We start from the raw sequence: 13,077 nt of genomic DNA, 5'->3' as shown, positions 1-13,077 counted from the left end.
CAAAAGATGGCCATGGCGGCTATGTGATTGCATGAGAGATATTCCCATCATTCTTCTGGCCGCCGGACAATCCCGCCGCATGGCTGGCACGGACAAGCTGATGCAAAACGTCGATGGCATGCCCCTGCTACGGCGATCCGCACAAACAGCGTTGCAGGTAGGCCCGGTGATCGTTGCGTTACCGCCTGCCCCGCATCCTCGCCAGGACGCCTTGAAAGGTATGGATGTTGTTGCAGTTGAAATACCCGACGCTGATGAGGGCATGAACGCCAGTTTGCGCGGTGCTCTTGCGCATGTGCCCGCCGATGCCAGGGCTGTCATGGTTTTACTGGCAGATTTGCCGGAAATCACAGTTGGTGACCTGAAGCAGGTCGCAGAGTCTATCCAAGAATATCCAAATTGCTTGATCTGGCGTGGGGCGACAGCCACAGGAAAGCCCGGCCATCCGGTTGTGTTTGCTCGTCCGCTGTTCAGAGAGCTCAGGCAACTTACAGGCGATGAGGGCGCGCAGTCCGTTGTGCAGGCGCATAAGAATGCAGTGCATCTTCAACCATTGCCCGGCCAAAACGCCCTGTTGGATTTAGACACGCCCGAGGATTGGGCGCGCTGGCGGGCCAGGCGGGCCACATAGCCAGCCTGCCAAAATAGAAACGGCCTGGTCGATACCGACCAGGCCGTTTGCCCAAAACAGGACTACCACTTTTCACCAATCCTGAAAACGCTGCCAAAAATGCCTATGGCACCCTGGCTATTCCGCCGCTGAACCTAAACAAGACCCCCTCGTTAACATGCCGCTCAGCGTTTCCAGTGACTGTGACAAGCCGTTGGCACCCCCTAGTGCCGTCGGCTCCCCCTTCGCTTGGGCAAGATCATCGTCACCCAAACGGTGCTTCCAAACAATGTAAAATTGGAAAGAACGGTTAATTTTTGGCGTCTCGGAATGGTTTTTGCGCAACATCCCGCCGAGGCGAAATCTACCTATAGAAGATCAATGAACTGACCATTTTGGTCCAAACCTGACGTTATGCATATTCTTTATTAGTAATATATAAAAGTTATTGGGTGCATATGTACTTAATTTGCTCAGGTTGCAGCAACGCACCACAACCAAGGGGTGAGCGGATTTTCGCCAAGGCTTTCCAGTGATCCTTTGTTACCAAAACTGAATCAATTCAGGTTAAATCAGGGTTTGACTTTCAAATTGGCAACAATCGCTGATTCGTGACAAGCGATTCGCCATTATCTCGGCGAACCGTCCGCATACGACGACCTGTTTGTGGCGAAATTAAGATTTCTTAATCCTCAACACAGGAAACTCACAGGTTGATGCCTCATCTCCTCGGTTAACGCGCGGCTGCAATCGCGTGAAATAAACAGGAGACAAAAATGAGCATCCGTAAATCCTCACTGCTTTTGCCACGTGCAACAGGCCTCGTTGGCGCATCCGCGCTTGGCGCCGCGCTGCTGGCCACGACCGCCCTGCCCTCGCTGGCAGACGAAGCCCTGGCTGATCTGGTTGAAAGCGTGTCCCCCTCGGTGGTGACCATCATTGCCGAACAGGACATTGTGCCCGTGCAAGCACCGGGACAGGGACAGAATTTTGATTTGGAAGACCACCCCTTTGGAGAGTTCTTCAAACGCTTCGGAGCGCCTGAGGGCTTTCAGGCACCGCAGCGTGGACTATCGCAAGGCTTGGGATCGGGGTTTGTACTCGACGAAGCCGGGTACATCATCACCAACCACCACGTTGTCGACAATGCCTCGACCGTGACCGTCCGTCTGAGCGACGACCGTAGTTTCGAAGCCGAAATCGTGGGCACCGACCCGCTGACTGACATCGCCGTTCTGAAGATCAACGCCAGCGAGTCGCTGCAAGCCGTTGAGATCGGGGACAGCGACGTTATCCGCGTGGGTGAGGACGTCGTGGCCATCGGCAACCCGTTTGGCCTGCATTCGACCGTGACCACGGGCATCGTTTCGGCCAAAGGCCGCAATATCTCGGCCGGGCCCTACGCTGAATTCATTCAGACCGATGCGGCCATCAACAAGGGCAACTCGGGCGGTCCACTGTTCAACATGGAAGGCGAAGTGATCGGCGTGAACTCGGCCATCTACTCGCCCACCGGCGGTTCCGTTGGTCTGGGCTTTGCCGTGACCTCGAACATCGTTGAACATATCGCCGCCGATCTGCGTGACGATGGTCAGGTCAGCCGCGGCTGGCTTGGTGTTTCAATCCAGAATGTCAGCCCAGAGATCGCGGCGGCCATGGGGATCGATGCCTCGACCGGCGCACTTGTGTCAGATGTCGTCGCGGGCAGCCCCGCAGAGGGCGTGTTGGAGCAAGGTGACGTTATCCTGACCTTCAACGATGAAGCCGTCGATTCCAGCAGCGACCTGCCGATCCTTGTCGGCACGACCAAAGTCGGTACCGACAGTGTCATGACCGTTCTGCGTGATGGAAAAGAGCAACAGATCGAGTTGACAATCGGACAGCATCAAAGCGCCTCGGCCGAGATCGACAAATCGGTGGACGAAGGTATCTCGGGCACCGCGTTGGGCGTGACCGTCGCACCGCTGACCGACAGCAACCGCGCACAAATGGGCGTAGCTGAGAATGTCGATGGTGTGGTCGTCACTGATCTGAAGCCCGACAGCCCTGCCGCCAAGGCCGGTCTGCAACGCGGCGACGTGATCGTAAAACTGGGCGGTCAGGAAACCGCCTCACCCGACGCGCTGAAGGCTGCGCTGGACAGCGAAAAGACTGACCCTGCACTGGTGCTGATCAACCGGGGCGGAAACCAGATCTTCGTGGCGGTGGAAATCGCCTGACCCGAAGTCCGCGTGCGCCATTTGATGGGGATTTCTGGCGTGCGCCTCCTCGGCGGATTGAATTGTCCGCATTCCGCCGGGACTGCCGGGTGCGCTGCAACGCACCCGGCACGTAGTTTACGCAAATCATGTGCTTTTCAGGAAATTTGTGTTTAAATCCCGATAGAAAGGAACCCGAAACATGAGCCGCCGCCTGCTGATCGTCGAAGATGACGAGGACACTCGTGAGTTCATCGCCAAGGGCTTTGGCGAAGAAGGCTATGTGGTCGAGCAGGCCGCAGATGGCCGCGAGGGTCTGTACCACGCCACGGATGGTGGGTTTGACGCCATCGTGCTGGACCGGATGCTTCCCGGTCTTGATGGCCTTTCGCTGATCCGATCCTTAAGGGCGGCTGGGGTCAAGACCCCTACCCTGATGCTGACCGCAATGAGCGCGGTTGACGAAAGGGTTAAGGGGTTGCGGTCGGGTGCGGATGATTATCTGGTCAAACCATTTTCGTTTCAGGAACTCCACGCGCGGATCGAAGCCCTATTGCGGCGCCCGCAGGAATCTGAGGAAACCGCGACGCTGACCTGCCGCGACCTGGAAATGGACTTACTGACACGCAAAGTCACCCGCGATGGACAAGAGATTTCCCTGACCCCGCGTGAGTTCCAGATCCTTGAATTCTTCCTGCGCCGCAAGAACCGCGTCGTATCGCGCACCATGCTGCTGGAAGGTGTCTGGGATTACCATTTTGACCCAAATACCAACGTGGTCGACGTCCATATCTCAAAACTGCGCCGCCAGTTGGATGAAGGCGACAGGCCGCCGTTGATTGAAACGGTTCGAGGTGCGGGTTACATGATATCCGATGGATAACCTGCGACTTTCGTTCAATAATTCTCGCACCCGCCTCGTTCTAGCCAGCATGGTTCTTAGCACATTGCTGACGGCCATCGTGCTGGGGCTTGTATACTTCACCGCCAATCGCAGTATCGAGGGCGAGACCCGTTCAGTGGTATCCGCCGAATTAACCGGTCTGGCCGATGAATATGAACGGCGCGGCCTATTCGGGCTGTTGCAAGCCATTGAACGCAGGATTCCAACCGCGTCCGAACGGGATGCTTTGTATCTTTTGACTGACCGGTTCGGTGTAAAGCTGGCTGGCAACCTCAAGCACTGGCCTGCGGACGTCACGGCAGGCAGTGGCTGGGTCGACCTAGAACTACGCCGCGCCGATAACGACCAGTTGGTCCCGATCTCGGCCGCCTCGGTCCGCTTGCCGGGCGGCGAACGCCTGCTAGTAGGTCGTGATGCCCTTGCACGGCAGCAATTTGACAGGGCGCTGTTGCGCGCGGTTGGCTTGGCGCTTGCAATTGCACTGGCGCTAAGCCTTTTGACCGGCTGGCTTTTCACGCGGCTGGTGTTCACTCGCCTGTCCGAGTTTGCGGGAACAGCGGAAAACATCGTGTCAGGTGATCTGTCCCGCCGCATGCCTTTGCGCGGAACCGGGGACGAGCTGGATCAAGTGGCCGGAACCCTGAACAGCATGTTGGACCGGATTGAGGAACTGATCAGCAATCTGCGCACAACCTCGAATTCAATCGCCCATGACCTGCGATCCCCGCTGTCCCGCCTGCGTCAAAGGGTCGAGTCACTGTCTGACCCATCCAAAAGCGATCTGGACCGCGACGTCGACGTGGCACGCGCGACAGCGGAAATCGACCACGTGCTGCGCGTTCTTGGGCAGTTGACCGAAATTTCTCGCGCCGAGGCCGGTGTCGGGCGGGAACAGTTCGAACCCGTGGACTTGCAGCAACTGATCGGTGACGTCGTCGAGTTGTACGAACCAGTTGCCGCCGATCAGGGCATCTCGCTTGAGGTCGTCGGCACCGCCCACACTGTTCAGGGGCACCGCCCGCTTCTGTCTCAAGCGCTGTCAAATCTTCTGGAAAATGCCATGCGTTATGCCCCGGAAAAGACGGCAATCACGATCACCCTGTCAGAAAGCGGTCCCTACACCTGCCTGAGCGTGCGTGACCGGGGCCCTGGTGTCCCTGAAGAGGATTTGCCACGTTTGCAGGTGCCGTTTGTGACGCTCGATCCCGCAAGGACCGAGCGCAACTCAGGCCTGGGTCTGGCGCTGGTGGCGGCGATTTCTCACATGCATCAGGGCGCATTCGAGGCGCGCAAATGCGAACCTGGCCTTGAGGCAACAATCAAACTGGCGCGTAAGCCCTAGATTGGCACACCATTGATCGCCATCATCTTGTTTTTGTAACGTTTATCTGCCGTCACATCTGTTCCGAACCAGTCGGGCGGCGTGTATGCCTGCGCCTCGGCCTCTGTATCGAACTCCACCTCGACCAGCCGCAGCGGCGCGAGGCTTCCCAGAAAGATGTCCAGCTCAAACACCCGACCGTCTAGCATTTTTCCGGTATAGCGTTCTTTCTCAACCCGACGTCCTTCGGTTTCCGGCCAGAAGGTTTCGAATTGCTCGGCCGTGATCTCGGCCTCGCGTTCCACCCGCACCAAGGAGCCCGCTCCTTTGAGCGTCAAAAAATACCTGTCATTCTTTTGCCGCAGACGCAATTCCGTGGAATCGTCCGGTGCAGTCAGATAACCTTGGCGGACGACGGCCTTATCAGCGCCGCTCAGGTCGGGCCGATCCGCCACCAGAAACTTGCGTTCAATTTCGGTGCTCATCGCTTTGACACCACTCCGTTTTCCATCTCATCGTACAGCTTTTGATATGCCAGGCTGGCGGCGCTGCGCGGGGCGAATTCACTGACCGGCGCACGGTTCTGCCCCATCCGTTCGATATCCGCCGCAAACGGGATTGAGCTGTGCAGGAACCGCTTTCGATAAAGCTTTCGCATCGCATCCATCGTCTCAAGGTGCAGGGTCTTGCGCTGTTGCACCATGGAAAAGAATGCTGTCAGCTTTTTCTTCGACAACTTGTTGGTATCGAAAAAACCGACCAACTGATCGAAAGACCGCTCAGACAGCGTCGTCGGGATGACCGGAATCACGATCAGATCTGCGGCTTTGAAGATGTTTTCCGAAAGGGTCGAAAAGTTGGGCGGGCAATCCAGAATGATCACCTCATAATCGCTGCCCGCCGAGATCAGCGCTTTTTTCAGCCTGGATCGTTTGTTCCGCATCCGCGACAGGAAGACGTCAAAATCCCGGAAGGTCATGTTTGCTGGCAGCACGTCCAGCCCTTCGAAATCGCTGGCTCGAATGGACTTGGTAAAGCGCGCGACATCGTCAAAAAACCGTGCATCTGTCAGCTTTTTGGACGGCTTGACGCGCAGATAAAACCCAGACGCCCCTTGCGGATCCAGGTCGCATAGCAAAACCTTGTGCCCTGCTGCTGCGTAGGCATGCGCCAGATTGACCGAGGTGGCGGTTTTACCCACACCGCCCTTGTTGCTGTAACAGGCAATGATCTTCACTCTTCAGCCCTCCTTTTGATGAAACAAACTGCGGAACAGGTGCCGGATGTCCGGGCTGTCGAAGTGCTTGAAATTTGCAATGACTCGGTCGCGTTCTGCCTTTTGGAGTTGATCCAGAACAGAAATCAGCCCGCCCACGGACAAGGCCAACTGCGCATCAGCGCGGCCTTGCATATTGGTGTGCTGTTTAACAAAGCTCAGAAGCGCCTCTTGTTGGACCGAGAAATCATTGAATAGACCCAAATTATCCTGCAGCCTTTTCAATGGCTTGATGATCGTTTTAAATGCCTTTTCAACGAACAAAGGGGCAAAGAACTCCATAAGATAACGCAGTTTTTTGCAGTCGATCCGCAACTTATGAACATCTTCATCAGGCGTGTCCGAGGTGATACGTCGCGCCAGTTTGCAGGTTTTGCGATATCGCTTCCAGATCAGCGCGCGCGCATATTCATAGGCAGGCCGATCTGCATTTGGGCCAGGCTGCAGGTTTGTCGGATCAGCAAATAGCTCGGTCAACTTTTTCATCTGATTGTCATAGCTCTGCGTCCGAAAGCGCCGGGACAGACGGCCAAGTGCCTGGCTGCGTTCCTTTTCGAATTGCGCAAACATGGTCACGGCACCTTCATGAAGGTTCGGCGGTATAAGATTGAAGTAACTGTCTTTTTCCAACAGATAGACATCCAAATCCCGAACGCGACTAGTGGGTTCCATCAAACCGGAAAACTCGCGCTTTAGTGCAGCGGTTTGTTCGGGCGAAAACACACCCTTGAACAGGCTGATCACAGATCGCACGCGGCGCAGAGAAACGCGGTAGTCATGCAGAAATTCAGTATCGATATCATCGATCACGCCAGCCTCATTTTGGCGCGCGACCGCCAGATAGGTGCGAATGATGTTGGTGGCGACTTCAATTGATGGTTCTTGTTTACTAACGCGGATTTCGGGCTTGGCCCTGTATATGGTCGCGTCGGGAAACAACCAGTCGAACAATGGCTTCGCCTTGCTTTTGCCAGCCTCCAACTTAGTCAGCTTTTCACAAACAGTCCTATACGCCCGGTCATATCCGCGCATGTGTTGAACGGTTACAACTGTTACCTGCCCCTGATCCGAGGACATCAACATCATCGTGCCGCGCACTTGCGTCTTTTGCAGGTCACCCAGAATGGCAAACGAGCGGTGTTTGGCCCTGCCCGCCCCGACGCTCATCAACGCGCGCAACTTGGGAAAGCCCGCTAGACCTGCCTTGACGGGTCCGACAGGCAATTCCTGCACGAACTTGCCCTTACCCTTGCACCACTGGGTTACGGCTCGGGCACCGTGCAAAAGGATCAAAGACTCATCGGTCTCGATCAAAACTTTGGCAGATGCCCTGAGGGATTGGTCATGACAATCCAGAATATCAAAATTTCCAGCAGGTTCAGCGGCCTCAAACCGCAATGCCAGTTCTTTTAAAGATTTGGTAAAACCCGCCTCATCGAATGCTCCCGGGATAACAAAACAGTTTTTGACCCGAGCCATTAAGAGCGTCCCTTTCACCGAGGATCCAGTACGTGATCATGAATTCATATTCCTGCGATCCGATCAACGACTAACTCCGTTGATCAACAGCAATGACCAGAACATCTGATTCTGCTCGAACAACCGAATGACTCTGTCCGGACATTTGGCTAAGACGGGGGTATGTCTGATCCTGTTTCATCGATCCGCAATCTCGGCCCGGCTTTTGAGCAATCCTGCGCACGCGCAGGCATTCATTCTGCGCAGGAATTGCGCGATTTGGGGGCGGATGAGGCCTACGCACGGCTATTACAGGCGGGAACCCGGCCGCATTTCATTGGATACTACGTGCTGGTGATGGGATTACAGGGGCGCGCCTGGAACGACTGCAAGGGCGAGGAAAAGAAGGCGCTGCGCGAAAAGTTCGACGCGATAAAAACCAGCGTCAGCACCGCCCCGGAAACCCAGATGATTTCTGATCTGGATGCGATAGGTATACGCGTTGCGCCGAAAGATCTTAAACAGGTCTGAAACGAAAAAGGCCGCACCCCCAATGGGATACGGCCCTGAACTTCGTCTGACGGCGGATTAGCCGACCAGTTCGATGCCCGAGAAGAAGTACGCGATTTCAACGGCAGCAGTTTCAGGCGCGTCCGAACCGTGGACCGAGTTTTCGCCAACCGATTCAGCGAACTCGGCGCGGATGGTGCCGGGTGCTGCGTCTGCGGGGTTGGTTGCGCCCATGACTTCGCGGTTCTTTGCAATGGCGCCTTCGCCTTCCAGAACCTGAACGACAACCGGCTCGGAGGACATGAATTCGCACAGTTCGTCATAGAACGGACGCTCGGCATGCACGTCGTAGAACTTGCCAGCCTGAGCTTTGGTCATGTGAATGCGCTTTTGCGCAACGATGCGCAGGCCAGCGTCTTCGAACTTGGCGTTGATCTTGCCAGTCAGGTTGCGACGGGTTGCATCAGGTTTGATGATCGAGAATGTGCGTTCCAGTGCCATATCGGCCTCTCCTTACTATATGGCGCGAGGTACGCGCCGAAATCCATCGCGCGCCGCCTAACACGGTATGTGCCTCATGAAAAGTGGAATGATTGCGCCAATGGGTCTTGGCGATCAGATTGTGTCCGGCAAGGGCTCTGACGCGTCGATCCGGCGAACGTAAAGCACCGCAAGCAATCCGACAAAGCTGCTGGCGAACATCATGCCCAACACCAGATAGGGCCCATTTTCGGGGCTAACAAATGCGCCGGTCATCAAGGTCAGAATGGCTCCCAACGCCACGATCAGCGCACCAGAAAGCCCCGCGGCGCTGCCCGCCAGATTGGGTCGCACGGACATTACGCCGGCCGAGGCGTTGGCATTCGTCAGCCCGTTACCGAAGCCCACGCAAATTGCCGAGCCGAAAAACACCCAGACCGAGCCCAGACCTGCTGTGAACAGCAGCAACCCGCAGAAAGGGCCAATCGAGGCAACGACCCGACCGATCAGGATCATCGTCGTCAGCTTCGTGTGTGCTGCTATGCGCCCGGTAATGAAATTGCCCACCATGAAGCCGCCGGTAATAATTCCGATCCCCAGACCCAGCATGGCAGGGCTCAGGTCGAACCAGACCGCGGCGACCAATGGCGCACCGGTGATAAAGCTGAAGAACCCGCCGATCGAGAACGCGGCACACAGCGCGTAACCCCAGAACCTACGCGCGCGAAACAGGTGCGGGTATTCCTTTAGCTGAGCCGAGAATGTTGCGGATCGGTTCGCATTTGTCTCACCCATGTCCGCCCACAAGAGCACCAGCATCCCCGCCCCCAGGACCGAGTACAAAATGAACCCGGCTCGCCAACCGAACAGCATATCCAGTGCGCCGCCCAGCATTGGGCCTAGCATCGGTGCCAAAGCCATTGCCATCGCAACATAGCCCAGTTTGCTGGCGGCCTCGTTCGGGGCATAGAGATCCCTGATCGAGGCGCTGGACAGCACGGGTCCGGCCACCACCGCTGCTTGAAGCAGACGGAAACCGAGGAATATCCAGATCGACTCGGCCAATACGCAGCCAACGGAGGCCACTGTGAAAAATACCATACAAATCAACAGGATCGGTCTGCGACCATATCGGTCGGACAACGGCCCCATGATCAATTGCAACACGGCGGACACCGCCAGATACCCGGCGACTGACAAGTTAATCAGTCCGTAGTCGACCTGAAAGCCCTCGGCCATCCTCGCAAGCGACGGCAGGAACATGTTCAACGACAGCACCGACAACGCCGTAGCGAAGATCAAAGTGACCAAAGAAGGAGGCGTCTGAGCCGCGCGCATGATGAAAACCGTCGAGTAATGCCAACCGGATCAGCGCTAACACATTGCCTGGATATTGAACATATCAAGCTGCTGGCGGCGGCACCAAGGCTCTGCTAAGAGCGCGTCATGCTACGGATTCAAGACATAACCTACGCGGTTGAAGGCCGCCCTCTGTTCGATGGGGCCAGCGCAACCATTCCCGATGGGCACAAGGTAGGCCTTGTGGGGAGGAACGGCACGGGGAAGACAACCCTGTTCCGGCTGATCCGGGGCGAATTGGCGCTGGAATCCGGCAATATCACAATTCCCAAGCGCGCGCGGATTGGCGGAGTGGCGCAAGAGGTGCCCTCCTCGGATGTGTCGCTCATCAACACGGTTCTGGCGGCCGATACTGAGCGCAGTGCGCTGATGGACGAGGCCGACACCGCGACCGACCCCACACGTATCGCCGAAATCCAGACACGACTGGTAGATATCGACGCCTGGTCTGCCGAGGCGCGCGCTGCCTCGATCCTCAAAGGTCTTGGGTTTGATGATGACGACCAGTTGCGCCCCTGCTCCGACTTCTCGGGCGGCTGGCGGATGCGCGTGGCGTTGGCGGCTGTGCTGTTTTCACAGCCCGATCTGCTGCTGCTGGACGAGCCTACGAACTATCTGGACCTCGAAGGTGCGCTGTGGCTGGAGAGCTATTTGGCCAAATATCCGCATACCGTCATTATCATCAGCCACGACCGCGGGCTGCTGAACCGCGCGGTGGGGTCGATCCTACATTTGGAAGACCGCAAGCTGACCTATTACGCGGTTCCTTATGACAAATTCGCCGAACGCCGCGCTGAACGACTGGCACAGGCGGAATCCGAGAACGTGAAAGCCAAGGCCCGGATCGCCCATCTGCAGAGTTTCGTGGATCGCTTCCGCTACAAGGCATCCAAGGCAGTTCAGGCCCAGTCACGCTTGAAAATGATCGAGCGCATTCAGCTGGTTTCAACCCCTCAAGAGGCCGCTCTGCGCGCATTCTCCTTCCCAGAGCCAGAAGAGCTGTCCCCGCCGATCATTCAGATTGAAGGCGGCGTGACGGGCTATGGTGAAACCGAGGTGCTGCGCCGCTTGAACCTGCGTATTGACCAGGATGACCGGATCGCGCTGCTGGGCAAGAACGGTCAGGGCAAGTCGACCCTGTCCAAGCTGCTGTCCGACCGCCTGCCTTTAATGACTGGCAAGATGACCCGCAGCAACAAGCTGCGGATTGGTTATTTTGCGCAGCATCAGGTGGATGAGCTTTATGTGGACGAATCGCCGCTGGACCATCTGCGACGCCTGCGCCCGAACGAGGCGCCGGGCAAGTGGCGGTCGCGTCTGGCGGGGTTCGGGCTGAACGCGGATCAGGCTGAAACCAAGGTTGGTCGTCTATCGGGCGGCCAGAAGGCACGCCTGTCTCTGCTGATCGCCACCATCGACGCGCCGCATATGTTGATCCTGGACGAGCCGACCAACCACCTGGATATCGAAAGCCGTGAGGCGCTGGTCGAAGCGTTGACCGCCTATTCCGGTGCGGTGGTTCTGGTCAGCCACGATATGCACCTATTGTCGCTGGTCGCGGACCATCTGTGGCTGGTTTCGGACGGAACGGTCAAACCTTTCGAGGGAGATCTCGAGACCTATCGCACCATGCTGCTGGGACGCGACAAACCGGCCAAAGAGAAACCGCAAGTGATCAAGCCCAAGCGCCCCTCGCGCGAGGCAGTGCTGAACCTGCGGGCGGATCTTCGCAAATGCGAGGACCGGATCGAGAAGCTAACGGATATGCATGATAAACTGTCGGCCAAACTGGCAGATCCTGCGCTTTACGAGGACGACAGGAAAAACGATCTTGCAACGTGGAACCGGAAATTTGCCGAAGTGGTCGAAGCCATGCAAAAAGCCGAGGCCCTTTGGGTTGTCGCCGCAGAGCGTCTTGAAAAGGCCGAAGCGACATGACGAAACCCGTAATCGAAACGACTGCCATGATCGCAGGCATGCGCCCTGAACTTCAGGACGCAGAATTCGCCTTTGTTGTTTGGCCGCATGACAAAGCTTGGCCCGAAGGAACGCGGGCCAGTTGCATGGAGGCCGAAGGACTGTCCCTTATCGTGCCAATCGACGCAGCACCCGCTGGCGCCATCAGTATGAAGTGCATAACGTTGCGGGTTCATTCCTCACTGGAAGGCGTTGGCTTGACTGCCGCTGTGTCCGATGCTCTTGCCCAAAGTAGAATTCCGGCAAACATGGTCGCGGGGTATCACCATGACCACGTCTATGTTCCAAGCAATCTGGCGGGAAAAGCTGTGGCCGTTCTGTTAGACCTCCAACAAGGTGCCGGCAAATGATCGACTTCGCCTTTTTCATCACTGCCTTCACCACCCTGTTCGTGGTGATTGACCCCTTTGGCACCGCGCCGATTTTTGTGGCTTTAACTCAGGACATGGACGCCCGCGCCCGTCGCCGGACCGCCTATCGCACCTGTGCTGTGGCCTCTGGCATACTCATTGCCTTTGCCGCCTTTGGCGAAGCGGTGCTGGGTTTTGTCGGTATCTCGATGGAGGCCTTCAAGGTCGCCGGGGGCGCGTTGTTGTTCCTTACAGCATTGGACATGCTGTTCGAACGACGCACCAAACGCCGTGAAGACCGAGTCGAGGAAGAAGAGGAACACCACGACCCGTCCGTGTTCCCGCTGGCCATTCCGCTGGTCGCCGGTCCCGGATCAATTGCGACGATTATCCTGCTGGCCGGACAGCACCCGGGTATTCTTGGCATTGTCGAGGCCTGTATCGTCATGCTGGCCGTCATGGCCGTGGTTTTGACCTTCTTCCTGTCCGGCGGCCTGATTGCGCGCTTGCTGGGCAAAACCGGCCTGAACGTATTGACGCGGCTGTTGGGGATGCTGCTGGCGGCGTTGTCGGTTCAATTCATCCTGGACGGCCTCAAGGCCTTTGGATTTGCGTCGTAAAACCCCATATATCT

General features: G+C 56.9%; 13 protein-coding genes. 8 read left to right on the top strand and 5 right to left on the bottom strand.

Annotated elements, in window-relative coordinates:
* Window positions 1-31 precede the first annotated feature (31 nt).
* From AC2FJF_RS01905 to AC2FJF_RS01890, 4 genes are all read left to right on the top strand, one after another.
* A complete protein-coding gene (locus tag AC2FJF_RS01905; protein WP_496722443.1) occupies window positions 32-631 on the top strand; it encodes a nucleotidyltransferase family protein in 600 nt (199 codons plus the stop codon).
* A 755-nt stretch (window positions 632-1,386) separates the two neighbouring features.
* Complete coding sequence (locus AC2FJF_RS01900) at window positions 1,387-2,829, top strand: Do family serine endopeptidase (RefSeq protein WP_496722440.1); 1,443 nt, start codon at window positions 1,387-1,389, stop codon at window positions 2,827-2,829.
* A gap of 181 nt (window positions 2,830-3,010) precedes the next feature.
* Window positions 3,011-3,691 carry a response regulator transcription factor gene (locus AC2FJF_RS01895; RefSeq protein WP_058273791.1) on the top strand — a complete coding sequence of 227 codons (681 nt, stop codon included), beginning with the start codon at window positions 3,011-3,013 and terminating at the stop codon, window positions 3,689-3,691.
* Window positions 3,692-3,740: 49 nt separating this feature from the next.
* Window positions 3,741-5,054 (top strand): sensor histidine kinase, encoded by a 1,314-nt coding sequence (locus AC2FJF_RS01890; protein ID WP_496722437.1) that lies wholly within the window; start codon window positions 3,741-3,743, stop codon window positions 5,052-5,054.
* Here the strand turns inward: AC2FJF_RS01890 and AC2FJF_RS01885 are convergent.
* From AC2FJF_RS01885 to AC2FJF_RS01875, 3 genes are read right to left on the bottom strand one after another with little or no spacing between them, the layout of a single operon-like run.
* The gene (locus AC2FJF_RS01885; RefSeq protein ID WP_496722434.1) at window positions 5,051-5,518 is read right to left on the bottom strand and encodes a CYTH domain-containing protein; all 468 of its coding nucleotides are present in this window, start codon (window positions 5,516-5,518) and stop codon (window positions 5,051-5,053) included. The genes AC2FJF_RS01890 and AC2FJF_RS01885 overlap by 4 nt on opposite strands.
* Complete coding sequence (locus tag AC2FJF_RS01880; protein WP_496722432.1) at window positions 5,515-6,270, bottom strand: ParA family protein; 756 nt, start codon at window positions 6,268-6,270, stop codon at window positions 5,515-5,517. Before AC2FJF_RS01880 ends, AC2FJF_RS01885 begins: the two co-directional genes overlap by 4 nt.
* A 3-nt stretch (window positions 6,271-6,273) precedes the next feature.
* On the bottom strand, window positions 6,274-7,788 hold the full coding sequence (locus AC2FJF_RS01875) for a CHAD domain-containing protein (protein ID WP_496722430.1): 1,515 nt from the start codon (window positions 7,786-7,788) through the stop codon (window positions 6,274-6,276).
* 162 nt (window positions 7,789-7,950) lie between these two features.
* On the opposite strand from AC2FJF_RS01875, the gene AC2FJF_RS01870 reads away from it, so the two are divergent.
* The gene (locus AC2FJF_RS01870; protein ID WP_496722428.1) at window positions 7,951-8,298 is read left to right on the top strand and encodes a TfoX/Sxy family protein; all 348 of its coding nucleotides are present in this window, start codon (window positions 7,951-7,953) and stop codon (window positions 8,296-8,298) included.
* Window positions 8,299-8,355: 57 nt separating this feature from the next.
* On the opposite strand, the gene ndk is transcribed toward AC2FJF_RS01870, so the two are convergent.
* Both ndk and AC2FJF_RS01860 read right to left on the bottom strand, forming a co-directional pair.
* On the bottom strand, window positions 8,356-8,778 hold the full coding sequence (ndk, locus tag AC2FJF_RS01865; RefSeq protein WP_496722426.1) for a nucleoside-diphosphate kinase: 423 nt from the start codon (window positions 8,776-8,778) through the stop codon (window positions 8,356-8,358).
* Window positions 8,779-8,892: 114 nt separating this feature from the next.
* On the bottom strand, window positions 8,893-10,095 hold the full coding sequence (locus AC2FJF_RS01860) for a multidrug effflux MFS transporter (protein WP_496722424.1): 1,203 nt from the start codon (window positions 10,093-10,095) through the stop codon (window positions 8,893-8,895).
* Window positions 10,096-10,203: 108 nt separating this feature from the next.
* Here AC2FJF_RS01860 and AC2FJF_RS01855 point away from each other — a divergent pair, with 108 nt between their 5' ends.
* The 3 genes from AC2FJF_RS01855 to AC2FJF_RS01845 are packed head-to-tail and all read left to right on the top strand — an operon-like array spanning window position 10,204 to window position 13,063.
* Window positions 10,204-12,054 carry an ABC-F family ATP-binding cassette domain-containing protein gene (locus tag AC2FJF_RS01855; RefSeq protein WP_496722422.1) on the top strand — a complete coding sequence of 617 codons (1,851 nt, stop codon included), beginning with the start codon at window positions 10,204-10,206 and terminating at the stop codon, window positions 12,052-12,054.
* Window positions 12,051-12,443 carry an ACT domain-containing protein gene (locus tag AC2FJF_RS01850; RefSeq protein ID WP_496722420.1) on the top strand — a complete coding sequence of 131 codons (393 nt, stop codon included), beginning with the start codon at window positions 12,051-12,053 and terminating at the stop codon, window positions 12,441-12,443. Before AC2FJF_RS01855 ends, AC2FJF_RS01850 begins: the two co-directional genes overlap by 4 nt.
* The gene (locus tag AC2FJF_RS01845) at window positions 12,440-13,063 is read left to right on the top strand and encodes a MarC family protein (RefSeq protein ID WP_496722419.1); all 624 of its coding nucleotides are present in this window, start codon (window positions 12,440-12,442) and stop codon (window positions 13,061-13,063) included. The genes AC2FJF_RS01850 and AC2FJF_RS01845 overlap by 4 nt, the downstream gene beginning before the upstream one ends.
* The last annotated feature ends 14 nt before the right edge of the window (window positions 13,064-13,077 follow it).

The sequence above is a fragment of the Ruegeria sp. CDSB013 genome, from assembly GCF_059611165.1.
Note: the sequence above shows the minus strand (reverse complement) of the source record. Positions and strands in the feature narration are given on the sequence as shown.